General features: G+C 73.3%; 24 protein-coding genes (1 of these 24 running past the window's edge). 17 read left to right on the forward strand and 7 right to left on the reverse strand.

From position 1 onward, the window contains the following. Positions 1-83 precede the first annotated feature (83 nt). Complete coding sequence (locus RV983_RS22295; protein WP_475987510.1) at positions 84-836, reverse strand: TIGR03089 family protein; 753 nt, start codon at positions 834-836, stop codon at positions 84-86. Positions 837-964: 128 nt separating this feature from the next. Between RV983_RS22295 and RV983_RS22300 the strand changes: the two genes are divergently transcribed. The 4 genes from RV983_RS22300 to RV983_RS22315 all read left to right on the forward strand — a co-directional run bounded on the left by RV983_RS22300 (position 965) and on the right by RV983_RS22315 (position 5,293). Continuing rightward, complete coding sequence (locus RV983_RS22300) at positions 965-2,464, forward strand: peptidoglycan recognition protein family protein (RefSeq protein ID WP_475987511.1); 1,500 nt, start codon at positions 965-967, stop codon at positions 2,462-2,464. 75 nt (positions 2,465-2,539) lie between these two features. Then, a complete protein-coding gene (gene manB, locus RV983_RS22305) occupies positions 2,540-3,622 on the forward strand; it encodes a mannose-1-phosphate guanylyltransferase (protein WP_475987512.1) in 1,083 nt (360 codons plus the stop codon). Positions 3,623-3,696: 74 nt separating this feature from the next. Then, positions 3,697-4,629 (forward strand): DNA-3-methyladenine glycosylase family protein, encoded by a 933-nt coding sequence (locus tag RV983_RS22310; protein ID WP_475990422.1) that lies wholly within the window; start codon positions 3,697-3,699, stop codon positions 4,627-4,629. 58 nt (positions 4,630-4,687) lie between these two features. Further along, positions 4,688-5,293 (forward strand): hypothetical protein, encoded by a 606-nt coding sequence (locus RV983_RS22315; protein ID WP_475987513.1) that lies wholly within the window; start codon positions 4,688-4,690, stop codon positions 5,291-5,293. 33 nt (positions 5,294-5,326) lie between these two features. Here RV983_RS22315 and RV983_RS22320 read toward each other — a convergent pair whose 3' ends face one another. Beyond that, positions 5,327-5,968, reverse strand: a complete 642-nt coding sequence (locus RV983_RS22320; protein WP_475987514.1) for a GNAT family N-acetyltransferase — start codon at positions 5,966-5,968, stop codon at positions 5,327-5,329. 109 nt (positions 5,969-6,077) lie between these two features. Here RV983_RS22320 and RV983_RS22325 point away from each other — a divergent pair, with 109 nt between their 5' ends. Further along, positions 6,078-6,455, forward strand: a complete 378-nt coding sequence (locus tag RV983_RS22325) for a hypothetical protein (RefSeq protein WP_475987515.1) — start codon at positions 6,078-6,080, stop codon at positions 6,453-6,455. Here the strand turns inward: RV983_RS22325 and RV983_RS22330 are convergent. The 3 genes from RV983_RS22330 to RV983_RS22340 are packed head-to-tail and all read right to left on the reverse strand — an operon-like array spanning position 6,452 to position 9,259. Then, complete coding sequence (locus RV983_RS22330) at positions 6,452-7,762, reverse strand: coenzyme F420-0:L-glutamate ligase (protein ID WP_475987516.1); 1,311 nt, start codon at positions 7,760-7,762, stop codon at positions 6,452-6,454. The two genes, RV983_RS22325 and RV983_RS22330, sit on opposite strands and share 4 nt — an antisense overlap. Further along, positions 7,759-8,724, reverse strand: a complete 966-nt coding sequence (gene cofD, locus RV983_RS22335) for a 2-phospho-L-lactate transferase (protein WP_475987517.1) — start codon at positions 8,722-8,724, stop codon at positions 7,759-7,761. The genes RV983_RS22330 and cofD overlap by 4 nt, the downstream gene beginning before the upstream one ends. 25 nt (positions 8,725-8,749) lie before the next feature. Next, the gene (locus RV983_RS22340) at positions 8,750-9,259 is read right to left on the reverse strand and encodes a cysteine dioxygenase (RefSeq protein WP_475987518.1); all 510 of its coding nucleotides are present in this window, start codon (positions 9,257-9,259) and stop codon (positions 8,750-8,752) included. A 594-nt stretch (positions 9,260-9,853) separates the two neighbouring features. Here RV983_RS22340 and RV983_RS22345 point away from each other — a divergent pair. From RV983_RS22345 to RV983_RS22355, 3 genes are all read left to right on the forward strand, one after another. Further along, a complete protein-coding gene (locus RV983_RS22345; RefSeq protein WP_018559705.1) occupies positions 9,854-10,117 on the forward strand; it encodes a WhiB family transcriptional regulator in 264 nt (87 codons plus the stop codon). A gap of 140 nt (positions 10,118-10,257) precedes the next feature. Then, positions 10,258-14,076: a glycosyltransferase gene (locus tag RV983_RS22350; RefSeq protein WP_475987519.1), complete on the forward strand. Its 3,819-nt coding sequence runs from the start codon at positions 10,258-10,260 to the stop codon at positions 14,074-14,076. Next, positions 14,073-15,554 carry a DUF5719 family protein gene (locus tag RV983_RS22355; RefSeq protein WP_475987520.1) on the forward strand — a complete coding sequence of 494 codons (1,482 nt, stop codon included), beginning with the start codon at positions 14,073-14,075 and terminating at the stop codon, positions 15,552-15,554. The genes RV983_RS22350 and RV983_RS22355 overlap by 4 nt, the downstream gene beginning before the upstream one ends. 92 nt (positions 15,555-15,646) lie before the next feature. On the opposite strand, the gene RV983_RS22360 is transcribed toward RV983_RS22355, so the two are convergent. Continuing rightward, positions 15,647-16,105 (reverse strand): metallopeptidase family protein, encoded by a 459-nt coding sequence (locus RV983_RS22360; protein ID WP_475987521.1) that lies wholly within the window; start codon positions 16,103-16,105, stop codon positions 15,647-15,649. 350 nt (positions 16,106-16,455) lie between these two features. Here RV983_RS22360 and RV983_RS22365 point away from each other — a divergent pair, with 350 nt between their 5' ends. From RV983_RS22365 to RV983_RS22400, 8 genes are all read left to right on the forward strand, one after another. Next, the gene (locus tag RV983_RS22365) at positions 16,456-16,830 is read left to right on the forward strand and encodes a DUF3499 domain-containing protein (protein ID WP_475987522.1); all 375 of its coding nucleotides are present in this window, start codon (positions 16,456-16,458) and stop codon (positions 16,828-16,830) included. Between the two features lie 137 nt (positions 16,831-16,967). Further along, positions 16,968-18,326, forward strand: a complete 1,359-nt coding sequence (locus RV983_RS22370; protein WP_475987523.1) for a phosphomannomutase/phosphoglucomutase — start codon at positions 16,968-16,970, stop codon at positions 18,324-18,326. 245 nt (positions 18,327-18,571) lie between these two features. Continuing rightward, complete coding sequence (locus tag RV983_RS22375; protein ID WP_475987524.1) at positions 18,572-18,751, forward strand: Trm112 family protein; 180 nt, start codon at positions 18,572-18,574, stop codon at positions 18,749-18,751. A 45-nt stretch (positions 18,752-18,796) separates the two neighbouring features. Beyond that, positions 18,797-19,963 (forward strand): SIS domain-containing protein, encoded by a 1,167-nt coding sequence (locus RV983_RS22380; RefSeq protein WP_475987525.1) that lies wholly within the window; start codon positions 18,797-18,799, stop codon positions 19,961-19,963. A 4-nt stretch (positions 19,964-19,967) separates the two neighbouring features. Continuing rightward, a complete protein-coding gene (manA, locus tag RV983_RS22385) occupies positions 19,968-21,182 on the forward strand; it encodes a mannose-6-phosphate isomerase, class I (protein WP_475987526.1) in 1,215 nt (404 codons plus the stop codon). A gap of 96 nt (positions 21,183-21,278) precedes the next feature. Further along, positions 21,279-22,232 carry a cation diffusion facilitator family transporter gene (locus RV983_RS22390; protein WP_475987527.1) on the forward strand — a complete coding sequence of 318 codons (954 nt, stop codon included), beginning with the start codon at positions 21,279-21,281 and terminating at the stop codon, positions 22,230-22,232. 238 nt (positions 22,233-22,470) lie between these two features. Then, on the forward strand, positions 22,471-23,922 hold the full coding sequence (gene ahcY / locus RV983_RS22395; RefSeq protein ID WP_475987528.1) for an adenosylhomocysteinase: 1,452 nt from the start codon (positions 22,471-22,473) through the stop codon (positions 23,920-23,922). Between the two features lie 120 nt (positions 23,923-24,042). Then, on the forward strand, positions 24,043-24,666 hold the full coding sequence (locus RV983_RS22400) for a hypothetical protein (RefSeq protein ID WP_475987529.1): 624 nt from the start codon (positions 24,043-24,045) through the stop codon (positions 24,664-24,666). A gap of 4 nt (positions 24,667-24,670) precedes the next feature. On the opposite strand, the gene RV983_RS22405 is transcribed toward RV983_RS22400, so the two are convergent. Further along, positions 24,671-25,696, reverse strand: a complete 1,026-nt coding sequence (locus RV983_RS22405; protein ID WP_475987530.1) for an RDD family protein — start codon at positions 25,694-25,696, stop codon at positions 24,671-24,673. A gap of 95 nt (positions 25,697-25,791) precedes the next feature. On the opposite strand from RV983_RS22405, the gene RV983_RS22410 reads away from it, so the two are divergent. Beyond that, a protein-coding gene (locus tag RV983_RS22410; protein WP_475987531.1) for a stage II sporulation protein M crosses the window boundary here: on the forward strand, positions 25,792-25,835 show its start. 964 nt of this gene lie beyond the right edge of the window; the window shows 44 of its 1,008 coding nt (coding positions 1-44); its start codon is at positions 25,792-25,794; its stop codon lies beyond the right edge, outside the window.

Consider the following 25,835-nt stretch of genomic DNA (forward strand, 5'->3'; position numbering starts at 1 on the left):
AGTTGTTCACTTGTGTGTTCGACCTTTTAGCATCGCGCGGTGCCGCCGGGGCCGCCTCCGGAGAGCGGCGGCCCCGGCTCTGCTTACGCCATGTGGGTGACGCGCTCGCTCTCCCGGCGTTTGTCCAGGTCGGAGGCGGCCAGCCGGTCCAGGTGGCGGCAGAGCACCACGGAGCCGCCGGCCGCCAGCGGCGCCAGCAGCCCGGCCGCGAGCCCGTCCCAGTCGCCGTAGGACCGGCCCGACAGCAGCCGGGAGCCCGCCGTCAGGCCGAGCGACGACGCCGACGCGGCCGCCCGCTCCACCACCTCGGCGCCGCTCAGCTCCTCGCCGCCCGGCAGCTCCAGCGCCGGGGCGCCGGGGTCCACGGGCGCGTAGGGGGCGAAGCGGTCGCCCTGCGTCGGCACCTCCACCGCGTAGTCCGCGAACCCGGCCGGCGGCTGCGGGAAGCGGGCGCCCAGCGGACGCAGCGCCAGCGCGACCCGCTCTCCGGGGCAGGCCAGGGCCGCTTCCAGGGTGTCCGGGCCGGAGACGGCGAAGTCGGCGCCGGCCGGGTCCCCGCCGGGCACGGCCACCACGCCGGTCGAGAAGCAGGCGAGCAGCCACACCGCGGTCTGCCAGTGGGCGGGCAGCAGCAGCGCGGCCCGGTCACCCGGCTGGGCGCCGAGTTCGTCCTGGATGAGGTTGGCGGTCTTCGCCACCCAGTTGCCGAAGGTGGCCACCGACAGTTCGACGCGCTCACCGGTGGCGTCGTCGTAGAAGGTGACCAGGGGGCGGGCGGGGTCCGTCGCGAGTGCGGAACGCAGCAGGTCGGCGGGCGTACGGGCAGTCGATGTCACGCGGCCCAGGCTACGTCAGGTGCCCCGCGCAGGGGCGTTGCTGAGGGAGCGGCAGGCCACCGCCCGGTATCGGAACATCCGTCAGATCCCGGCTGCGGGTTTTTGGGGCTTATGTAAGTGTTTTTCTCATGCGTGCCCTTATCGCCACTTCCGTCGGCTGCGCGTGCATGGCGGCTCTTGCCCTCCCGCTCGCGCTCCCCTCCGGTGCCACCGCGACGATCCCCTCCCCGTACCGGGCCGCCGCTCCCGGCACCCCGTCGGGGAGCACCCACACCCTGATGCTGGCCCCGCTCGCGACGTCCGGCCGCGCCCTCGGCTCGCCCCTGGCCGAAGGGCTCTCCGAACGGTCCGTCAAGCCGTTCTCCCTGCTGGGCGTGACCTGGGACGACGCCCGCACCGACCTGGAGGGCACGGTCCAGGTGCGCACGCGTGCCGTCGGCACCGGTGCGTGGTCGGCCTGGCGGGACGTCGAGTCGCACTCCGAGGACGCCCCCGACGCCGGCTCCGCCGAGGCGACCGAGGCGGGCGTGCGCGGCGCCACCGCCCCGCTGTGGGTCGGCCGCTGCGACGGGGTCGAGGTGCGCGTCGTACCCAAGCGGACCGGTGGCGTGCGCGGCACGCTGCCCGCCCTGCCCAAGGGGCTGCGGCTGGACATGGTCGACCCGGCGGACGATCCGCCGGGGACGCCCTCGGCGCCGTCCACCGAGGGCGCGCCGCCGTCCGGCGCCGACCCCACCGACGCGGTCGCGCCCCCCGGTCCGGCGGACCCGGTCAACGCCCCCGGGCGGCCCGGGAATCACGACCGGCCCGGGGACCAGAGCTCTCCGGGCGGCGACGCCGGCGATCCGGCGGACGCCGGCGATCCGGCGGACGCCGGCGATACGGCGGACACCGGCGATACGGGTGACGAGTCCGGAAACCCCGTCAAGACCGACCCGACCGACACCTCGGGCACCGACGACGAGCTCCCCGTCGTCCCCGCCCTCACCCGCTCCGAGACCGAGGCCCTCACCGGCCGCCAGTACATCGGCGCCCGCCCCCGCATCGTCACCCGGGCCGGCTGGAAGGCCGACGAGTCCCTGCGCACCGAGGACTTCCTCTTCACCGAGAACGTCGACGCGGTCTTCGTCCACCACAGCGCCACCGGCAACGACTACGACTGCTCCGACGCGCCGTCGCTGATCCGCAGCATCTACCGCTACCACATCAACAGCAGTGGGTGGCGCGACATCGGCTACAACTTCCTCGTCGACAAGTGCGGAACCATCTACGAGGGCCGGGGCGGCGGGGTCGCCAAGGCCGTGTTCGGCGCGCACACCCTCGGCTTCAACGCCGACAGCCTGGGCGTCGCGGTGCTCGGCACGTTCAGCGACGAGGAGCCCTCCGAGGAGGCACTCGACGCGGTCGCCCGCCTCGCCGCATGGAAACTCGGCATCTACGGGCACAATCCGGCCGGTACGGCATATCTCTTGTCAGGAGGGAGCAACAAGTACAGGAAGGGTGTCCGGGTCAGCTTCAATACCGTCTCCGGGCACCGCGACGGCTTCGCGACCGAGTGCCCAGGAACGGTGCTGTACGACGATCTCGGCTACATCCGCCGCAAGGCGGCGGCCCTCCAGGGGCGCTGATGGGAGCCGCGACGAGACCCGCATAGGATTGGCCGCTCGCAGGTTCGGCCCCGCCAGGAAGCGGAGACAACACAGGTGACTGAAGCGATCCTCTTGGTCGGCGGCAAGGGCACGCGGCTGCGGCCCCTGACGGTGCACACCCCCAAGCCGATGGTCCCCGCGGCGGGTGTCCCCTTCCTCACCCACCAGTTGGCCAGGGCCCGCGCCGCGGGCGTCGAGCACATCGTTCTCGCCACCTCCTACCTCGCCGAGGTCTTCGAGCCCTGGTTCGGCGACGGCTCCGACCTCGGACTGCGCCTGGAGTACGTCACCGAGGACGAGCCCATGGGCACCGGCGGCGCCATCCGCAACGTCGCGGCTCGCCTCGACTCCGCGCCCGGCGACCCCGTCCTGGTCTTCAACGGCGACATCCTCACCGGCCTCGACATCGCCGGCCTGGTCACCACCCACCGCCGCAGCGGCGCGGACGTCTCCCTCCACCTCACCCGGGTCGACGACCCGCGCGCCTACGGGCTGGTGCCGACCGACGCCGACGGCCGTGTCACCGCCTTCCTGGAGAAGCCGGAGACCCCCGAGGAGATCGTCACCGACCAGATCAACGCGGGCGCCTATGTCTTCAACCGCTCCGTCATCGACACCATCCCCGCCGGCCGCCCGGTCTCCGTCGAGCGGGAGACCTTCCCCGGCCTGCTCGCCGCCGGCGCGCACCTCCAGGGCATGGTCGACTCCACGTACTGGCTCGACCTCGGTACGCCGCACGCCTTCGTGCGCGGCTCCGCCGACCTCGTCCTCGGCCGCGCCCCGTCCCCGGCCGTGCCGGGACGCTGCGGCGAACGCCTCGTCCTGGAGGGCGCCCGCGTCGCCGACGACGCCAAGCTCACCGGCGGCACCGCCGTGTCCGCCGGCGCGGTCATCGGCTCCGGGGCCGTCGTCGAGGGCAGCACCATCCTGGCCGGGGCCGTCGTCCGCCCCGGCGCGGTCATCACCGACTCCCTCGTCGGCGCGGGCGCGGTCATCGGCGAACGCACCGTCCTCAACACCGCGGTCATCGGCGACGCGGCCCAGGTCGGCGCGGACAACGAACTGCGGTACGGCGCGCGGGTCTGGTGCGGGGCGGTCATCCCGGACGGGGCGCTGCGCTTCTCGTCCGACCAGTAGAGCCGGGCCCCGGCGCGTAGGCTCGTCGGGTGCATCCCGAGCAGACCCGACTCCTCCGCGGTACGACGGCACGCGTGCCCGGCCCGCGCACCGCGGGCCGGATCCGCCGGTGGACCCCGCGCGGCCCGCTGGACCTGGGCCTGACTCTCGGACCCCTGCGCCGCGGCCCCGGCGACCCCGCCTTCCGGGTGGGTCCCGACGGCGCGGTCCACCGCGCCTCGCGCACCCCCGAGGGCCCGGGCACGCTCCGCATCGCCCGCCCCGCGGGCGGTGAGGTCGAGGCGCAGGCGTGGGGGCCCGGCGCCGACTGGCTGCTCGACCGCCTGCCGGAACTGCTCGGCGACGCCGACGAGCCCGCCGCGTTCACCGCCCGCCACCGCGTCGTCCACGAGGCCCACCGCCGCAACCCCGGCCTCCGCCTGACCCGCACCGGCCTGGTCCTGGAATCGCTCGTGCCCGCGATCCTGGAGCAGAAGGTCACCTCCGACGAGGCCTACCGCTCCTGGCGCCTCCTGCTGTGGCGCTTCGGCGAGCCCGCCCCCGGTCCCGGCGAGGAACTGCGCATGCGCGTCATGCCCGACGCCCGCGGCTGGGCCATGATCCCCTCCTGGGAGTGGCACCGCGCCAACGTCGACGGCAAGCGCTCCGCGGCCGCCGTGCGCGCCGCCCGCGCCGCCGCCCGCATGGAGCAGGCCACCGCCCTCGGCCCCGCCGAGGCCTCCGCCCGCCTCCAGGCGATCCCGGGCATCGGCCCCTGGACAGCCGCCGAGACCCTCCAGCGCAGCAACGGCGACCCCGACGCCGTCACCGTCGGCGACCTCCACCTGCCCCACACCGTCGGCTACGCCCTCACCGGCGCCCACCGCACGGACGACGCGACCATGCTGGAACTCCTGGAGCCCTACGCCGGCCAGCGCCACCGCGCCGCCCGCCTCATCCTCCTGACCGGCCGCCGCCCCCCGCGCCGCGCCCCCCGCCTGGCACCGGGCAACATCGTTCCGCTCTGAAGGCCGTTGTCGGTGCCCGGTCGTAATGTGCCGGGCAGGGACTTCGAGGGGAGCCGCAGTGGGGTATTCGCGCAATCTGATCGTCGCTCGCAGTGAGCGGCCGCTGCTGGACACACCGCTGTTCGACGCGGTGCGGGACGACCGCGACTCCGCCGCCGCTCTGTGGCCGAGGCCCGGGGGCTGGCAGACCCTGGAGTTCCACCACGAGGTGCTGGACGACGTGGACGAGGTCCTGCGCGAGGTCGTCGACTGGACCGGGGCGCCCGCCTGCGTCGCCTCGGTCTTCGACAGCGACGTGGCATGGGTGATCGGGCTCGCGCCGGGCGCCGCGCGCTGGGAGACGTGGCTGAACCTGGGGACGGCGGCCGCGCTGTTGACGCACGTCCCCGACGACGTCGACGACACCGCTGAGTACGCGGGCACTGCGGAGTTCGAGGCGGCGGTGGCCCTGACGCGTGCCGGGATGGAGGCCGGCATCCCCGACGCCTCCCGCGCCGCCCTGGCCTGGGCCCGGTCCGCCGGGTTCGGGAAGGGCGTGACGGCGGAGGCCGTCGAGGACGTCCTGCGGTCGAAGGAGACGTTCGCGGAGGAGCTCTTCGACATCCTCCTGGAACGGCTCGGCTTCCCGGCGCCGGTCGACCCGGAGCGGACCCGCGTCGGGTGAATGCCGGCCCGGGGGCAGTACGGGGCGGCCGCCTCAGGTCCCGAACAGGTCCCGGCACCGCTCCAGCCCGTGGATCTCGACGGGAACGCTACGGTGCGCCTCCCAGTCCGCGCGGTCCAGGCGCAGCCGGTGAAGGGTCCGGGCGGAGCCCCGTACGGCCGCCACGTCCATGCCGTCGAACCGGTACCCGAGCTTGTCGGAGACCCGGCGGGAAGCCGGGTTGTCCGTCATCGCCGCCGATGTGACGCAGCGTGCGCCGAGCCCTTCGAAAGCCAGGTGCAGTACCGCGGCCCGCATCTCCGTGCCGATGCCCCGGCCCTGGTGCGTCAGCCCCAGCCACGAGCCCGTCCGGGCCTCGCGGGTGACGGCGAAGTCGTTCGCGCTCAGGTCCTGCCGCCCGACGACCTCACCCTCGCACCGCACCGACAGGCTCAGCGTCCAGTCCTCCGGCCGCCAGGTGGCGACCGTCCCCAGCACGTGCCGGAACGTGGCCTGTTCGCGTTCGCGCGGACTCGCGTCGGTCCACGGGACGGTGAACGGCATACGGTCCGCGTCGTGGACGCCGGCCGCGGCGACGCCCGCCAGTTCCGCGAGTCCCGTCAGGTCGGGCAGGCCCAACTCCAGCCGCGGGGTGGTGATCCGGAGTGCGTACAGGGGCCACACGAGTTCTTCCACACCGGGATCCTGCCCTCGCGCCCGACCGGCCGTCGACCGGATTTCCCGCCCGCCGGTCCCCACGGAATCCGCTTACGGGGGTGCCGCGTCCGCCGGGCACACTGCGGCGGTGAGCAGATTCGCCCAAGTCGTCGTGATCGCCCAGGACGCCGCCGAGGTCATGCACCCGTTGACCCTGCCCGACGAGGAACGGGAATGGCACCAGTGCTTCGAGCGGGTCCGGTCCGACCTGTTCGGCATCCAGATGTGGGTCGTGGAGTTCTGGCGCCTGAACTGGACCGGCCTGTTGGCGCGCCTGGAGTCGCTGCCATGGCCGGTCCCCCAGTCCGTGCAGGTGCTGATCCACGACGAGGAGGGCGACTGCTGCGGGATGTGGATGATGTACGACGGCAGGCTCACCGAGGTGTCCCTGCCCCGCACACGGCGGGAGCCGTACAGGGGCAGCGTCACCGGGTACCTCAGCCGAACCGACCGCCGCGACGCCTAGCGCACCTCGATGAACGCCTCCGCGCTCCGCGCCGGCCGGTCCTTCGGCGGCACCGCGGGGCGGCCGATCGCGACGGTGCCCATCGGGTCCCAGTCCTCCGGCAGGTCCAGTACCTCGCGCACCACGTCGCGGCAGAACATCGTGGACGACACCCAGGCGGAGCCGAGTTGCTCGCCCGCGAGGGCGACCAGGAAGTTCTCCACGGCCGCGCCCATCGCGACCACGAACATCTCGCGCTCGGCCGCCGACCGCCGGGGGTCGGGGTAGTCGTGCGCCCCGTCCGCGACCAGGCACGGAACCACCAGGTAGGGCGCCCGGCGCAGGACGTCGCCGCGCCGTACGCGCTTGGCGATCGACTCCTCGCTGCGGCCGTCGCGGCGCAGGTCGGCGATCCACGCGTCACGCATCGCGTCCAGCAGCCGCACCCGGGCGGCCTCGGTCTCCAGCAGCACGAAGCGCCACGGCGTCGTGTGGTGCGGCGCCGGGGCGGTGACGGCGAGTGCCACGGCCCGCCGCACCGCGCCCCCGTCGACGGGCGCGTCGGAGAAGTCGCGGATCGTGCGGCGCAGGGAGACGGCCTCGCGCACCGCCTCCGACGTGCCCAGCCGGAACATGTCCTCTGCGGCCGGCCGCAGCAGTGCCCGGGCGCCGGTGCCGCTCTCCTCGGCCGGGAGCACCAGGCGATCCAGGCCGCGCACCACGGCCACCGGGGTGCCGCCCGCCTTGCCCTTGACGAGGTCGCCGGCCGCGGCCAGCTCGTCGCCCAGCGCCGTGACGGTGACGGCGAGTTGGTTGCCGTGCGAATCGGTCGCGCCCCGCAGGTCGTCGACGACGCGGATTCCGGCCGCGCCGATGGCGACATCGGTGAGGCCCTCGCGCCAGGGGCGCCCGAAGGTGTCGGTGACGACGACACCGACATTGACGCCGAGTGCCTCGCGCACCCCCGCGCGGATCGTCCGCGCCGAGGCGTCCGGGTCCTCGGGCAGCAGCAGCACCGTGCCGGGCGCCGTGTTGGAGGCGTCGACGCCCGCCGCCGCCATGACGAGGCCGTGCCGGGTCTCCACGATCCGCGTCGGGCCGCGCCGGGCGACCAGCCGGACCGTCTCCGCGTCGATGGCGGCCTCGCGGTCGTCGGCGTGGACGACGCGGCCCTCCGCCTTGCTGACGATCTTCGACGTGACGACGAGGACGTCGCCGTCCTCCAGGTAGCCGGTGGCCGTGGCGACGAGCTTCGCCAGGTCGTCACCGGCCGTGATCTCCGGCAGTCCCCCGACCGCCCACACCCGGTAGGAGGTGGAAGCGTTCACGCCCGCACCTCCTCTGCCAGCGTCAGCGCCTCGCGCGCCATGGCGGTGGTGGCGTCGAGGTCCGTCATCATCAGCGGCACCGAGCGGCAGCGGATGCCCGCCGCCTCGACCTCGTCCACCGTGCCCGCGTCGACGGTGTCGACGAGCCAGCCGTCGAGCAGCCCGGAGCCGTAGTGCGCGGCGACCGCCGCGGCCGTGGACTCCACGCCGACGGCGGCCAGGACCTTGTCGGCCATGCCCCGCACCGGAGCCCCGCCGACGATGGGGGAGAGGCCCACCACCGGCACGCCCGCCTCGGCGATGGCCTCGCGGATGCCGGGTACGGCCAGGATCGTGCCGACCGACACCACCGGGTTCGACGGCGGGAAGAGGATGACGTCCGCCTCGGCGATGGCCTCCAGCACGCCGGGCGCAGGCTTCGCGCCCTCCGCGCCGACCGGCAGTATCGCGTACGCCTCGGCGGAGGCCCGCAGCCGCACCCAGTACTCCTGGAAGTGCACGGCCTTGCGGCCGCCCCCGCCGTCCGGGTCGTCGATCACGACGTGCGTCTCGATGCGGTCGTCGGTCATAGGGATGAGCCGTACGCCGGGCTTCCAGCGTGCGCACAGTGCCTCGGTGACCGCGCTCAGCGGGTAGCCGGCGCCGATCATCTGGGTGCGCACGATGTGGGTGGCGAAGTCGCGGTCGCCGAGGCCGAACCACTCGGGGCCGACCCCGTACGCGGCCAGCTCCTCCTTCACGGTGAAGGTCTCGTCCGCGCGGCCCCAGCCCTGGGCCTCGTGGATTCCGCCACCCAGCGTGTACATGACGGTGTCGAGGTCGGGGCAGACCTTCAGCCCGAACAGGTGGATGTCGTCGCCGGTGTTGCCGACCACGGTGATCTCCGCGTCCGGCGCCGCTTCCTTGAGACCGCGCAGGAAGCGGGCGCCTCCGATGCCGCCGGCCAGTACCACGATTCGCATGCGGACAGTCTGGCAGCCGCGGCTGTCAGCCTGCGAACGTGCCCTCGGCGGCCGGGGTCCGCGAGGTGCAGGCGTACGGCGTCATCTCGGTCAGGCCCGGGAAGTAGACGTGCAGGCTGACCGCCGGTTCCAGGGAGTCGTTGACGACCTCGTGGACGTAGCCCGGGGCGAACACCCGCTGGTGCCCCGTGGAGAGTGAACGGCGCACCTCGCCGTTGCCGCCGAGGGCCCGCTCGGTCAGCGCGCCCTCCAGGACGGTCAGCACACCGCTGGAGCGGCCGTGGTCGTGCAGCCCGCTGCCCTGGCCGGGGACCCAGCTCAGCAGCCAGATCTCATAGCCGGGTCCGGTCCGCAGCCGGTCGTACCAACGCGTGACGGTGTCGTAGCGCACGCGCGGCGCCCAGTGGGCACGGTCCTCGGCGATGCGCCGGGCCAGCCCGGCGAACTCCGCCACGGTGACGGGGTGGGCGGGCACGGGCGGCAGGAGGTGGGGGACGGCGAGCGGATCGCCGGCGATCGAGACGTCGCTGTTCATGGGTGCGGGAGTTCCTACGGGAAGTGAGGAGCGTCAGGCAGGGCGCATGAGGCTGTGCAGGCTGACGATGAAGATCGTCAGCGGCAACAGCTGGAACAGCGACAGTGAGCTTCCACGGCACGACGGAAGTCGCCGAGGCGGCGGATCCGGGAAGGCGCGTGGGTCACTGGCATGCGCTCAGCACACCGGCTCTTCGGGTGCCTGTCAACCTGACATCCGGTTTGTCGTGAATCTTTCACCTGATCCGGCTATTCGACCAGGTGAAAGGTTTGTGCAGCCTGGCCCCGGGAAGGTGCGGACGCAACCACACGGGTACGCAGGAACGTCTCCCCGGGAAACGTCGTTGTGTTTTCGTGATCTCATCGTGATCGCCGGTCCTCCCTGGATGTCGATCACGATTGACGTATGCGGACGTTTGGACTGATTTGAACACTTTCCGTCAGACCTTGGTTCCGCAGGGTGAATAACGGGCCCAATAGCAGATCTCGGCTTGACTGGCCCGTATCGGCACACTTGTAATTTCACTCGTGTCGTTCGACCGTCACAGGTAAACGGCAACATGCACGGGGAAGCGAAAACAGACGAGGGGCGCGCATGACCGAGCTGTTCCAGCTGTTGCTGGCCGAAGAGGCCGACGAAGAGCTCGGGTGGCAGGAGCGCGCGCTGTGCGCGCAGACCGATCCCGAGTCGTTCTTCCCCGAGAAGGGCGGTTCCACCCGCGAGGCCAAGAAGGTCTGCCTCGCTTGTGAGGTCCGCTCCGACTGCCTGGACTACGCACTCGCCAACGACGAGCGCTTCGGCATCTGGGGCGGTCTGTCCGAGCGTGAGCGGCGCCGCCTGAAGAAGGGCGTCGTCTGAGCGCACGCCCGGCACGTCGTGTTCGTGCGTATATGTGCTCCGGACCCGGAAGGGCGGCCTCCCGCAAGCGTTAGTGTGGGGGCCCGTCCGAGACGCCTGAGGCGTCGTCCGAAGTCCAGCGAACCGGGGCCCGAACCTCGATGTCCGTGAACAGTTCAGCAGGGACTCAATACGCCGCCCAGGCTCCGGAGTTCCCGCGCCACGTCGTCACCGCCGTGCTGGTCGCCCACGACGGTGCCCGGTGGCTGCCCAACGCGCTCGCGGGCCTGGTCTCCCAGGACCGCCCGGTCCAGGACGTCGTCGCCGCCGACACCGGCAGCTCCGACGACTCCGCCCGGCTGCTCGCCGAGTCGCTCGGCGACCATCGCGTCCTGCATCTCGCCCGGCGCAGCGGCTTCGGCGCCGCCGTCGAGGAGTGCGTCCGCGCCGCGCCCCCGATGACCGCCGAGCAACTGCCGTACCTTCAGCGCCGCAGCGGCTGGGACCCGGTCGCCCGCGCCTGGGACGACGACGCCCACGACGAGCCCGAGCAGCCGCACGGCGAGCCGGTGCACTGGCTCTGGCTGCTCCACGACGACTGCGAGCCCGCCCCCGACGCCCTGCGCGGCCTGCTGAAGGTCGCCGACTCCGCGCCCTCCGCCGGGGTCATCGGCCCCAAGCTGCGCAGCTGGTACGACCGCCGCCAGCTCCTCGAGGTCGGCGTCTCCATCGCCCGCAGCGGCCGCCGCTGGACCGGGCTGGAGCGCCGCGAGCAGGACCAGGGCCAGCACGACCAGGTGCGCCAGGTGCTCTCGGTGTCCAGCGCCGGCATGCTCGTGCGCCGCGACGTGTGGGAGGAGCTCGGCGGCTTCGACCGCCGGCTGCCCCTCATGCGTGACGACGTGGACTTCTGCTGGCGCGCCCAGTCCGCGGGGCACACCGTGCTCATCGCCCCCGACGCCGTCCTGCGGCACGCGGAGGCCGCCTCCCGCGAACGCCGCCCGGTCGACTGCGCCGGCCGCTCCGCGGTCGACCCGCACCGCGTCGACAAGGCCGGCGCCGTCTACACCCTGCTGGCGAACACCCGCGGCGCCCAGCTGCCCTATGTCTTCGCGCGCCTGGTGCTCGGCACCGTCCTGCGCACGCTGGCCTACCTGGTCGGCAAGGTCCCCAAGCAGGCCGTCGACGAGATCACCGGCCTGCTGTCGGTGCTGCTGCGGCCCGGCCGCGTCCTCAGTGCCCGCAGACAGCGCTCCCGGCCCGCCGTAGAGGCCGCGGAACTGCGGCCGCTCTTCCCGTCGCCCGGCGCGACCGTGCGTGCCACCGTCGAGCAGGTCGTCAGCAACATCTCCGGCCGCGCCGAGGCCGACGCCACCTCCGCCGGCCGCCATGGCGGGGGCATCGACTCCGGCCCCAGCGGCGGCGACGACGACGGCGAGTACCTGGAGATCGAGCAGTTCGCCCTGCTCAAGCGGATCGCCCGGCAGCCCGCGCCCGTGCTCTTCGCGGTCCTGCTGCTGTTCTCCCTCATCGCCTGCCGCCAGCTCCTCGGCGGCGGCGCACTGTCCGGCGGCGCGCTGCTGCCCGCCCCGGACCGGGCCAACGACCTGTGGGGCTCCTACCTCGGCGCCTGGCACGCCCTCGGCACCGGCAGCACCGCCAGCGCGCCGCCGTACCTGGCGATCGTGGCGGCGATGTCGAACGTGCTGTTCGGCAGCACCGGCCTCGCCCTGACCATGCTCCTGGTGGCCTCCGTCCCGCTCGCCGGACTGAGCGCGTACTTCGCCTCCCGGCCGCTGGTCGAGTCCCGGCTGCTGCGGGCCTGGGCGGCCGTCGCCTACGCCTTCCTGCCCGCCGCAACCGGCGCCCTGGCGGGCGGGCGGCTCGGCACCGCGGTGCTGGCCATCGTGCTGCCGCTGATGGCGCGTGCCGCCGTCTCGGCCGCCGGCCTGCGGCTGTCCCGCGAGGCCGTCGACCGCGGCGTCCGCCCCGGCTGGCGTGCCGCCTGGGCCTTCGCGCTGCTGCTGACGCTCACCACCGCCTTCACCCCTATCACCTGGCCCATCGCGCTGGTGCTCATCGGCGTCGCCGTCGCGCTGCGCCTGGTGCGCGGGCAGGGACACCTCGTCGTGCCCCTGGCGATGCGGGCAATCGCGATCCTCGGCGCCCCCATGGTGGTGCTCGCGCCCTGGTCGCTGGACCTGCTCACGCAGCCCAAGCGCTTCCTGTACGAGGCGGGGCTGCCCTACGGCCCCCGCGCCGCCTCCGCCACCGACCTCGTCCTGGTCAATCCCGGCGGCCCCGGCGCGGCCGGTGGGTTGCTGCTCGCCGGCATCGTGCTGGCCGCCCTCGCGGCCCTGATGCGCGGCGAGCGCCGGCTGAGCATCGTCAGCGCCTGGGCGGCCGCCCTGACCGGACTGGTGTTCGCAGTCGCCGCCAACAACTCCGCCTGGGCGGGACCCGCGACCCTCGTGTACGGCCTCGCCCTGCTCGCCGCAGCCGCGGTCGGCGCGGAGAACGCACAGGAACGCCTCGCCGCCTCCGGATTCGGCTGGCGCCAGCCCGCCGCCGCCCTCGTCGCCCTGGCCGCCGTCCTCGCCCCGCTGTCCGCCGCGGTCGGCTGGATGGCCGGCGGCGCCGACGGTCCCGTGGAGCGCCGCGACCCGACACAGGTCCCGGCGTTCGTCGCCGAGGAGGGATCCACCCGCGACCAGGCCCGCACCCTGGTGCTGTCGGGCACGCCCGCCCGTGTCTCGTACGCCTTGGTGCGGGGCGCGGGAGCGCGGCTCGGCGACGCCGAGATCGCGGCCTCCGAGGGTGGCGACTCCAGGCTGGACAAGATCGTCTCCAACCTCGTCGCCGGTTCCGGCGCGGACCAGGCCACCCAGCTCGGCGGCTACGCGGTGCGCTACGTCCTCGTCCAGCAGGGTGCCCCGCGCGAGATGGGCCGCACCCTCGACAGCACCCCCGGCCTGTCCCGGCTCAGCCAGGCCGACGGCAGCGCGCTGTGGCGGGTCGACAACGACGTGGCCCGGCTCGTCATCGTCCCCAAGCCCGCCGCCTCCGGTGACACGGGGGGCCCGGCAGGGGGCGCGAGCACCCAGCCGGTCATGGTCGCCTCCGGCAAGGTCGAGGCGCACACCACGATCCCCACCGGTCCCGAGGGACGCGTCCTGCGCCTGGCGGACAACGTCGCTCCCGGCTGGAACGCCACCCTCGACGGCCGGTCGCTCACCTCGACCACCGTCGACGGCTGGGCCCAGGGCTTCGAACTCCCCGCCACCGGCGGCCGCCTGGACCTCACCTACGACGACCCCTTCACCCACGTCGTGTGGGTGTGGGCCCAGGGCTTCCTCGCCCTGGTCCTGGTCGTCATGGCGCTTCCCGGACGCCGCCGCGAGATCGACGACGACCTGCCGGAGACCGAACCCGTCCCGGCCGGCGCCACCGCGACCGCGACCGCCGACATCCCGGCCCAGGCGACCGGCGACGGCCGCCGCGCCCGCAGGCTGCGCGCCGCGGCCGAGGCGGAGGGCGACGACACCGACCCGGACGGTCGGGAGCGCCCCGAAGGCGCCCCCGAGGAGCAGGCGGCGGAGTACACCGAGTACCCGGAGTACGACCCCTACGCCGCCGGGCCCCAGCAGAACGACCCGTACGGCCAGGAGCAGTGGGCCGCCGACTACCAGAGCACCTACGGCTACGAGCAGCCCGCCCAGCAGCCGCAGGAGCAGCAGGAGCAGCAGGCGCCGGTCTACGACCCCTACGGCTACGGCGAGCAGGAACAGCCCCAGCCCGGCTACGACCAGCAGGGCTACGAGCAGCAGCCCGGCTACGACCAGCAACAGGGTTACGAGCAGCAGCAGGGGTACGGGCAGCAGGGCTACGAGCAGCAGCCCCACGACCCCTCCTACGCCCCCTACGACCCGACGGCGTACGACTCGGACGGTTACCGCCGCGACGGGAGCAACCAGCAGTGAACCGCAGCGTCCTGTCCCTGATCGGCGTCACCGCCGCCCTCGCCGCCGTCACCGGTATCGCCACCCTCAGCGGCGCGGGAACCCCCGAAGCCGCGCCCGCCGCCAGTGCGGCCCGGTTGCCCGTCGAACGATCGACGCTGACCTGCCCCGCGCCGTCCGACTCGGACTTCGCGACGACGACGTACACGTCGTTCACGCCGAAGGGCGACTCGGCCGGCGGCACCGGAAACGCCGACCTGCTGCCCGCCGCCGGGCAGGACGGCAAGGCACCCAAGGGCAAGGCCAAACCGGTCGCCCCCCTCAAGGAGGCGGGCAAGCCCGTCACCGCGACCACCGAGCGCACCGACGCCCCGGCCCTCATCGGCACCGCCGACGGTGCCCTGGCCCCCGGCTGGACCGTGCAGCAGACCACGGTCATCGACGCCGGCCCGGCACGCGCGGTGCTCGGCACCTCCTGTGCCGTGCCGGACAGCGAGTTCTGGTTCCCCGCCGTCAGCACCGCCGGAAACCGTCAGGACTACGTCCACCTGACCAACCCCGACGACAACTCGGCCGTCGTCGACCTGGAGCTCTACGGCCCCAAGGGCGAGATCAAGACCGAGACCGGCGACGGCATCACCGTGCCGCCCGGCGCCTCCGTCCCGGTGCTGCTGTCGACCCTCACCTCCGAGAAGACCGACGGCCTCACCCTCCACGTCAGCGCGCGCAGCGGCCGGGTCGGCGCCACCGTCGAGGCCGGCGACAGCAAGGCCGGCGGAGACTGGCTCGCCGCCTCCACCGACCCGTCCGACACCCTCGTGATGCCGGGCATCCCGGCCGACGCCACCGCGGTGCGGCTGGTCGTCTTCGCGACCGGCGACGACGATGCCGACCTCAAGCTGCGGCTGGCGGCCTCCGGCGGCGAGATCACGCCGGCCGGCCACGACACCGTCCACGTCAAGAGCGGCATGACCAGCACCGTCGACCTCGGCGACGTCACCAAGGGGGAGGCGGGCTCGCTCATCCTCGCCCCCAGCGGCACCACGGGCTCGGCGCCGGTCGTCGCGGCCCTCCAGATCACCCGCGGCAAGGGCGGCAACCAGGAGACCGCCTTCCTGCCGGCCACCGCGCCCGTCGGCGACCGCTCCACCGTCGCCGACAACCGCACCAAGGGCTCCACCCTGGCCCTCACCGCTCTCAGGTCGGACGCCACGGTCAAGGTCACGACCTCGGCCTCCACCTCGGGCGGCGAGCCGGTCAGCAAGACGGTCTCCGTGAAGGCCGGGACGACCGTCGTGCTCTCCCCGCCCGACCCGTCGTCGGGGAAGGGCACCTACGCGGTCACGGTCCAGCCGTCCTCCGGTGGGCCGGTCTATGCCTCGCGCACGCTGGAGCTGCCGAAGGACGGCGTCCCGATGTTCACCGTCCAGACGATGCCGGACGACCGGGGGCTGGTGGCGGTGCCGGCGTCACGGGAAGACCTCTCGATCCTCAACTGACGGCACCCGCAGGTGACTCGGGCCCGGGGCGCGGTCTGCGCCCCGGGCCCTTGCCGTCGGTCGGGACGCCCTGAGGCGACCCGCCCCGCGCGCTATCCCTCGCCGTAGCGGGGGTCGACGTTCTCCGGGGAGAGCCCCAGCAGCTCGGCCACCTGTTCCACGACCACGTCGTGCACCAGCAGCGCGCGCTCCTCCCGGGTCTTGGCCCGGATCTCCACCGGCCGCCGGTACACCACGATCCGGTGCGGGCTGCCCTTGCGGCCCCCGAGCAGCCGTCCGAGCGGGACCGCGTCCTCGGATGTCCCCGCCCCCCCGGCCGCCTCGTCGTCGGACCCGCCGGCCGGCCACGGCACCTCCTGCACGGCGAACTCCACCTCCGACAGTTGCGGCCACCTCCGCTCCAGGCGGTCGGCGGCGTCCCGGACGAGGTCGTCGAAGGCGTCGGCGCGGCTGCGCGCCAGCGGCACCTGCGGTGGCGCGATGGGGCCGCGCATGCCGCGTCCGTGTCGGTCGCGGCGGCGCTGGCGGGGTGCGGGCGAAGGGGTGTCCATCACCTCTGAGAGTAGCCGCCGGGAGCCCCGGTTATGCGGGCCGGTGACCGGTGCCATCACCACGGGGTACGAGGACCGGACATCCGGCGTGATGTCGCGGAATGTACGGTCGCGCACTGGTGTCGTTACGGCAATTCCCCACCTCTGACTGTTCGGCTGCCGTCAAATGACGCCATTTGGCGTGTTTGGTGACGGCAGTCATCGCCGGGCGGCCCGTTCATTTCCGGCCCTTTGCAGGTCAGCGGCGCGGGTCGCAGGTCGGGCCATCCCGGCGAACCGGGACGACACGACGGAGTGGTGTCCCGGGGAGTCGTCGCGGCCCGCTCAAGAGTGCGGTACCGTCCAACGTCGTGAGCCCTGTACGTCGCTGTTCGCGCACCGCGTGTGGCCGTCCCGCCGTCGCGACGCTGACGTACGTCTACGCGGACTCCACCGCCGTGCTCGGCCCACTCGCGACCTACGCCGAACCCCACTGCTACGACCTGTGCTCCGAGCACTCCGAGCGCCTCACCGCCCCGCGCGGCTGGGAGGTCGTCCGCCTCGCCACCGACACCGGCCCCACCCGCCCCAGCAGTGACGACTTGGAAGCGCTCGCCAACGCCGTGCGCGAGGCCGCCCGCCCCCCGGAGCGCGACGGCGGCAAGCCGGCCGGCGGCCGGGGCGGCGACCCGATGGGGATCGCCCGGCGCGGCCACCTGCGCGTGCTGCGCTCGCCCGACTCCTGACCCGGTCCACGCCCGTCCCGGGCCCGCCCGGGAGCCGTGTCCACCGTGACGGGTACCCTTCGTCCGGATGTTCAGGTATGCCCGGTAGGTTGGTCGGCAGGCCATGACCGGCAACCGGACAGAGTGGAGCACACGCGGTGACCGACCTCTCGCAGCTCGTGAAAGCGTATGACGTCCGTGGAGTTGTCCCCGACCAATGGGGCGAGCCGCTCGCCGAACTCTTCGGCGCGGCCTTCGTCACCGTGACCGGCGCCGACGCGATCGTGACCGGCCACGACATGCGCCCGTCCTCGCCCGGCCTGTCCCGGGCCTTCGCCCGCGGCGCCGCCGCCCGCGGCGCTTCGGTGACCGAGATCGGGCTCTGCTCGACCGACCAGCTCTACTTCGCCAGCGGCCAACTCGGCCTGCCCGGCGCGATGTTCACCGCCAGCCACAACCCGGCCCGGTACAACGGCATCAAGATGTGCCGCGCGGGTGCCGCGCCGGTCGGCCAGGAGACCGGTCTCGCGGAGATCCGCGAACTCGTCGAGCAGTGGTCGGAGACCGGCCTTCCGGCGAGCGACGCCACCCCCGGCGGGATCACCCAGCAGGACCTGCTCAGCGACTACGCCGCCTACCTGCGCGCCCTCGTCGACCTCACGACGATCCGGCCCCTGAAGGTCGTCGTCGACGCCGGCAACGGCATGGGCGGCCACACCGTCCCGACCGTGTTCGACGGGCTGCCCCTCGACCTCGTCCCGATGTACTTCGAGCTCGACGGCACCTTCCCCAACCACGAGGCGAACCCGCTCGACCCCAAGAACATCGTCGACCTCCAGGCCAAGGTCAAGGAGACCGGCGCCGACATCGGCATCGCCTTCGACGGCGACGCCGACCGCTGCTTCGTCGTGGACGAGCGCGGCGAGCCCGTCACCCCCTCCGCCATCACCGCGCTCGTCGCGGCGCGCGAGCTGGCCAAGCACCCGGGCTCCACCGTCATCCACAACCTGATCACCTCGTGGTCCGTCCCCGAGGTGGTCAAGGAGCACGGCGGCACCCCCGTCCGCACCCGCGTCGGCCACTCCTTCATCAAGCAGGAAATGGCCCGCACCGGCGCCGTGTTCGGCGGCGAGCACTCGGCGCACTACTACTTCCGCGACTTCTGGAACGCCGACACGGGCATGCTCGCCGCCCTTCACGTCCTCGCCGCCCTCGGCGGCCAGGACGGGACGCTGTCCGGGCTCGTCGCCGAGTACGACCGGTACGCCGCCTCCGGCGAGATCAACACCGCCGTCGACGACCAGGCCGGCCGCACCGCCGCCGTCCGCACGGCCTTCGCCGACCGCCCGGGGGTCACGACCGACGAGCTCGACGGGCTCACGGTCACCTCCGGCGACTGGTGGTTCAACCTCCGCCCGTCCAACACCGAGCCGCTGCTGCGCCTGAACGTCGAGGCCCGCACCGCCGACCTCGTCGCCGAGGTCCGCGACGAGGTACTGGCGATCGTCCGCGCCTGAGGTACCCGGCGCGGGGCTCCCCGCGGCCCGGCATGTCCGCCGATTCCCGGCGCCCCGCACGGGGCGCCGGGAATGCGCGCACCCGAGCGGGACGTGCTCCCCGCGCCGCCAACGCCCCGGCGATACGCTGAAACGGCCAACCGGCCCGACAGCCGGGAAGCCGCCCCGCACGCCCCGCACGGGTGGTGCGACCGCCCGCCCCGCCCGGACACCACGGGCACCGACCCGAAGGAAGTCGCGCCACCATGCCGCTCGTCGAAGCCAGCCTCCTCGAAATCCTCGCCTGCCCCGCCTGCCACGCCCCCCTCCGCGAGGACGCCGACGCCGGCGAACTCGCCTGCACCTCCGCCGACTGCGGCCTGGCGTACCCCGTCCGCGACGACATCCCCGTCCTGCTCGTCGACGAGGCCCGCCGCCCGGCGTAACGCCCGCACCGACCGACAGACCAGGACCCGGGAGGTCACGCACCGATGCTGGACGAGACGCTGCTCGACGACCCCGAGGGCCTCGCCCGCGCCGACACCCGGGGCCTGCTCCTGGGTGTCGCGGCCGCGGGGGCCCGCGTGCGCACCGCCGCCCGCCTGGCGCAGGAGGCCGGCATAGGGGAACTGAAGCCGGACGGCCGCCCCCGCAGCCTCCTCGTCGCGGGCCCCGGCGCGGCCACCGCTGCCACCGTCGCCGAACTGCTGGCGGCCCTCGGCAGCGGCAGCGCCCCCGTCCTGCCGCTGCGCCCCACCGGCCCCGCGCCGTACGACCTGCACTGGACCCTGCCCGGCTGGGCCGGCCCCCTGGACCTGCTGCTCATCGCCAGCCCCATGGGCACCGAGGCCGGTCTGGCCGACCTCATCGAACAGGCCTACCGTCGCGGCTGCACCGCCGCCGCCGTCGTACCCGCCGGGTCGCCCATCGCCGAGGCCATCGCCCAAGTGCGCGGCCTGGTCCTCCCCTACGCCGCCGCTCCCGAGTCCGCCGCTCCCGCGTCCGGTGCGCCCGACGCCGCCGACCCCGACGAGGACCTCGGCGCCTTCTGGGCCCTGCTCACCCCGCTGCTCGCCCTCGGCGACCGGATCGGGCTGCTGTCCGCGCCCGCCGACGCCATCGAGAGTGTGGCCGACCGCCTCGACGAGGTCGCCGCCCGCTGCGGCCCCGCCATCGCGACCTACAGCAACCCCGCCAAGGCACTCGCCTCCGAACTCGCCGAGTCCCTGCCCGTGCTGTGGAGCGAGGGCCCCCTGTCCGCCGTCGCCGCCCGCCGTTTCGCCGCGACCATCGCCTCCCGCGCCGGACGCCCCGCCCTGCACGGCGAGCTCCCCGAGGCCGTCGACACCCACGGCGCGCTGCTCGCCGGCGCCCTCGCCGGCGCCCTGGACCCCGACGACTTCTTCCGCGACCGCGTCGAGGAACCCGTGGACCTGCGGCTGCGCGTCGTCCTCCTGCACCGCCCCGGCAACGGCACCCAGGCTCCCGCCACCAGCGCCGCCGCCGTCGCCCGGGAGTTCACCACCACCCACGACACCCCGCTCAGCGAGCTCGCCGCCGGCCCCGACAGCACTCCGCTGGAAGCCGCCGTCGAACTGCTCGCCGTCACTGATTTCGCCTCCGTTTACCTTGCCGTCACCTCTGCCGGGAGATCATGAGCCCATGGATCGGCTGACCAACACCATTCGCCCGTACGCCTGGGGCTCCACGACCGCCATCCCGGAGCTTCTGGGCACCGGCCCCACGGGCGAGCCGCAGGCCGAACTGTGGATGGGCGCCCACCCCGGCGCCCCCTCCCGCGTCGACCGCGGCAGCGGCCCGCTCCCGCTCGACCAGGTCATCGCCGCCGATCCGCGCGCCGAACTCGGCTCCGCCGCCGTCGAGCGCTTCGGCCCCCGGCTGCCGTTCCTGCTCAAGGTGCTGGCCGCCGGCTCCCCGCTGTCGCTCCAGGTCCACCCCGACCTCGCACAAGCCGCCGCCGGCTATGCCGACGAGGAGGCCCGCGGCATCCCCGTGGACGCCCCGCACCGCAACTACAAGGACGCCAACCACAAGCCGGAGATGATCGTCGCGCTCACGCCCTTCGAGGGCCTGTGCGGCTTCCGGCACCCCCAGGAGACCGCCGACCTCCTCTCCGGCCTCGGCGTCGACTCCCTCAAGCCCTACATCGACATCCTGCACGCGCATCCCGAGGACGCCGCCCTGCGCGAAGTCCTCACCGCCGTACTCGGCGCCGAGCGCCACGCGATCGCCGGCACCGTGAACGAGGCGGCCGAGGCAGCCGGCCGGCTCGCCGGTGACGGGGGCCCGTACGCCGACGCCTACGCCGCGTACGCGTCCATCGCCCACACCTATCCGGGCGACCCCGGCGTCATCGCCGCCATGCTGCTCAACCACATACGCCTCCAGCCCGGCGAAGCCCTCTTCCTCGGCGCCGGCATCCCGCACGCCTACCTCAGCGGCCTCGGCGTCGAGATCATGGCCAACTCCGACAACGTCCTGCGCTGCGGCCTCACCCCCAAGCACGTCGACGTCCCCGAACTCCTGCGCATCGTCCGCTTCGAGTCGGCCGACCCCGGCGTGCTGCGCCCCGAGGCCTCCCCGGACGGCGAGGAGCTCTACACCACCCCCATCGAGGAGTTCCGCCTCTCCCGCTACGCCCTGGCCGCCGGCGGCGCCCCGCGCGCCCTCGACGACCGCACCGCGCAGATCCTGCTCTGCACCGACGGCACGGCCACCGTCCGCGCCCCCGGTACCGCCGACGCGCAGCAGCGGGAACTCGCCCTGGCGCCAGGTCAGTCGGCCTACGTGCCCGCGGGCGAACCGGTCCAACTCGTCGGTGAGGGAACCGTCTTCCGTGCCACCGTGGTGGCCTGACGAACCTGTGCGATCGCGGCCTGCAAGAATGTTCCGCCGTAGTGCCGTAAAGACCGGGCAAAGACCGGTGGCCGACGGAAGGGATACCCAGCACCTATGAGCGCGTCAGGCGGAACCAAGGCGATCGTCGCCGCATTGGGCGCCAACCTTGCCATCGCGGTGAGCAAGTTCGTGGCGTTCGCCTTCAGCGGCTCCTCCTCCATGCTCGCCGAAGGCGTCCACTCGGTCGCCGACTCGGGCAACCAGGCGCTGCTCCTGCTGGGCGGCAAGAAGGCCAAGAAGGCCGCCACCGAGGAACACCCCTTCGGCTACGGGCGTGAGCGGTACATCTACGGATTCCTCGTCTCCATCGTCCTGTTCACCATCGGTGGCGTCTTCGCGCTGTACGAGGGCTACGAGAAGGTCCAGCACCCGCACGAGGTCGAGCACTGGTACTGGCCCATCGGCGTCCTCCTCTTCGCGATCGTCGCCGAGGGCTTCTCCTTCCGCACCGCCATCCAGGAGTCCAACCAACTGCGCGGCCGGCAGACCTGGGCCCAGTTCATTCGCACCGCCAAGGCCCCCGAACTGCCCGTCGTCCTGTTGGAGGACTTCGGCGCCCTCGTCGGCCTCGTACTCGCCCTCGCCGGCGTCGGCGTGTCCCTGCTCACCGGCAACGGTGTCTGGGACGGCGTCGGCACCCTGTGCATCGGCGCCCTGCTCGTCGTCATCGCCCTCGTCCTCGCCTCCGAGACCAAGTCCCTCCTGCTCGGTGAGTCCGCCGGCCCGGAGACCGTCGCGCGTATCCGCGAGGCCATCGTCGACGGCGACACCGTCACCGGTGTGATCCACATGCGCACCCTCCACCTCGGCCCCGAGGAACTCCTCGTCGCCGCCAAGATCGCCGTCCAGCACGACGACACGGCCGCCGTGGTCGCCCGCGCCATCGACGCCGCCGAGGCACGCATCCGCGTGGCCGTCCCCATCGCCCGGGCGATCTACCTGGAACCCGACATCTACCGCGAGCAGAAGGCGGCCCCCGAGGCGCCGGCCGCTCCGGAAACGGCCTGATCCCTCCCCGCCACCTCCACCGTCGGCCCGGTTCCGGCCGGGCACTCGGTGTAGATTCATGGGTAACCAGACGTCGCTGCTGATGGCGGTCGGGCGCTCCGCTCTCCGGACCGTCCGAGGGAGAGAGGGCCTCCGACGGGCTGAGCTGCGGTAGAGGGAGACGTATGTCCGCATGCCTCCCACGCCCCGCAGCGGAAAAGCCGATGTCCGCTCTCGAACCACCCCACGAGGAGACTGCATGTCCCCCGTCAACAACGACTTCAAGGTCGCCGACCTCTCGCTGGCCGAGTTCGGCCGCAAGGAGATCACCCTCGCCGAGCACGAGATGCCCGGCCTGATGGCGATCCGCGCGGAGTTCGCCGCCACCCAGCCGCTCGCCGGCGCCCGCATCACCGGCTCCCTGCACATGACCGTGCAGACCGCCGTCCTCATCGAGACCCTCGCCGCCCTCGGCGCCCGGGTCCGCTGGGCCTCCTGCAACATCTTCTCCACGCAGGACCACGCCGCCGCGGCGATCGCCGTCGGCCCCGAGGGCACCGTCGACAACCCCAGGGGCATCCCGGTCTTCGCCTGGAAGGGCGAGACCCTCGCCGAGTACTGGTGGTGCACGGAGCAGGCCCTCGTCTGGGCCGACGCCCCCACCGGCGGCCCGAACATGATCCTCGACGACGGCGGCGACGCCACTCTCCTGGTCCACAAGGGCGTCGAGTTCGAGAAGGCCGGCGCGGCCCCGGACCCCGCCACCGCCGACAGCGACGAGTACCGCGAGATCCTCACGGTGCTCAACCGCACCCTCGGCGAGAACCCGCAGAAGTGGACCCAGCTCGCCTCCGAGATCCGCGGCGTCACCGAGGAGACGACCACCGGCGTCCACCGCCTGTACGAGATGCAGCGCGACGGCAGCCTGCTCTTCCCGGCGATCAACGTCAACGACGCCGTCACCAAGTCGAAGTTCGACAACAAGTACGGCTGCCGCCACTCCCTCATCGACGGCATCAACCGTGCGACCGACGTCCTCATCGGCGGCAAGGTCGCCGTGGTCTGCGGCTACGGCGACGTCGGCAAGGGCTGCGCCGAGTCCCTGCGCGGCCAGGGCGCCCGCGTCATCGTCACCGAGATCGACCCCATCAACGCCCTCCAGGCCGCGATGGACGGTTACCAGGTCACCGTGCTCGAGGATGTCGTCGAGACCGCCGACATCTTCGTCACCACCACCGGCAACCGCGACATCATCCTCGCCGAGCACATGCAGCGCATGAAGCACCAGGCGATCGTCGGCAACATCGGCCACTTCGACAACGAGATCGACATGGCCGGCCTCGCCAAGATCCCCGGCATCGTCAAGGACGAGGTCAAGCCCCAGGTCCACACCTGGACCTTCCCCGACGGCCGGGTCCTCATCGTGCTGTCCGAGGGCCGCCTGCTGAACCTGGGCAACGCCACCGGCCACCCCTCGTTCGTGATGTCCAACTCCTTCTCGGACCAGACCCTGGCCCAGATCGAGCTGTTCACCAAGCCCGAGGAGTACCCGATCGGCGTCTACGTCCTGCCCAAGCAGCTCGACGAGAAGGTCGCCCGGCTCCACCTCGACGCCCTGGGCGTCAAGCTCACCACCCTGCGCCCCGAGCAGGCCTCGTACATCGGCGTCCCGGTGGAGGGCCCGTACAAGCCGGACCACTACCGCTACTGAGGCCACCGCCGACGCCGCGACCACCGCGGCGCCCCGGCACCACCTCAGCCGGCCCGCAGGCCCCCGCCCCCGGCGGGGGCCTGCCCCGTACCACCGGCACCGCCCCCGTAAGGTCGACCCATGCCCCGCGGCCGCTACTCGTTCCACGACACGCACGACCACACCCCCCTCGGCGAAGAACACTTCCACTGCGCCACCGGCCCCTCCGGCTGGCGCTACACCGCGCAGACCACGCACGCCGACGGCAGCCACGCAGGCTCCATCGACCTCACCGTCGACGAACTCGGCCGCCCCATCCGCCTGGAACTCAACGCCGCGAGCTGGCAGGTCCGCGGCGCCGCCCTCGAAGGCGTCACCTGGGTACGCACCGATCCCTCCGGCGAACACGCCCAGGAGGGAAACGTCCGGGCACACGCCTTCAGCGGCGTATCCCCTGCCTTCTACATCGCGACGGCGCGCATGCTGCGCCTGCGTGCGGGCGCCCCGGCCACGCGCGTTCGTCTCGTCGCATTCCAGCCCCCCGTGCTCGCTCCCCGCACCCTCGACCAGTCGTGGGCCCTGGTGAAGAGCGAAGCACACCCCACTGACAGCGGCCCCCTGACCGTGGACGAATACCAGGTCAGCGCCCTCGACACCGGTGAACAGCACACCGTGCACATCGCCGGCGACGTCGTGCTCGCGGCCCCCGGCATCGAACTCGAGGACCTCGAATCACCCCCGTCGCAATTCCCCGCGACGGACTGACCGTTCAGGCCGGCGGCGCGAACCCGGTCGACGGCCCGGAGGACGGCGCGTGCGGCGCGGGCGGAACGGGCGGGGCGGCGGGTGCCGGGGGAGCAGAGGGAAGGACCGGGCGAACAGCGGAGCCCGACGGACCTGCCGCAGGCGACGGAGGCACAGCCGCCCCCTCCCCGGGCACGCCCCAGCCCCCCGCCGGCGCCTGCGCGGGTGTGGACGCCGCCGCGCCGAAGACCCGCCGCGCCTCCCGTACCTGCCGCTCGGCCACCACCGCCGTCAGATACGCCACCGCAGGAGTGCCCGGCGGCACCGGCGTCCCCGTGCACGCCGACACTTCCGCCGCGAGCCGCTCCGCCATCGACCACCCGACCTGCGGATCCAACTGGTGCATGCGCGTCAGGTACTGCCGCACCGCCAGCCACAGCCCCTCGGGCACCGCGGAAAGATCCACCCCGGCCACCTGATCCACCAGCCACTGCGGTGCCGGCGGCATCGCCTGCGGGGCCGACGGCACCGGGATCCGCTCACGCACCACCAGTGTCCCCGCGAAAACGTCCCCGAGACGGCGTCCCCGTGCGGAGACCAACGAGGCGATACAGGCGATCACTCCGAGGAACGCCTGGATCTCGACCACACCCACCGCCCCCCGCACCAGCGCGTGCCGGAACCGGATCGGCCCGCCGTCGTCGCGGACCACCCGCAGCCCGCACGCCAGCTTCCCCAGCGAACGCCCCCGCGACAGCGTCTCCACCGCGATCGGCACCCCGATCAGCACAAGGACCAGCGACGCCACGTACACCGCGGCCAGCGCGGCATCGTCCAGCGACGCCGTCGCCGCGAGCAGCCCCAGCGAGACGATCGCGTACCCGCCGAAATAGACGACGGCGTCCAGCGCCGCCGCCAGCGCCCGGCTCGGCAACCGCGCCGGCTGCAGCCCCAACTCCACCGCCTCGCCTGTCACCAGCCGGCCGGAACCACCCGCCCCGTAGGCCGCACTGCCGCCCGCCGCACCGCTCGTACCGATCGCACCACTCATACGGGCACCCTCCTCGATCCCACCCCGGAACCCGGCCCGACCAGTCTGCCCCGTCTGCCAAGCTGGGACCTCCCGTCCAGCCAGGAGCAGCGACCATGGACCTCGACGTCTTCGCAGCCGCGCACCGCGACGAGTGGGA

The organism is Streptomyces sp. RLA123, from assembly GCF_056270165.1.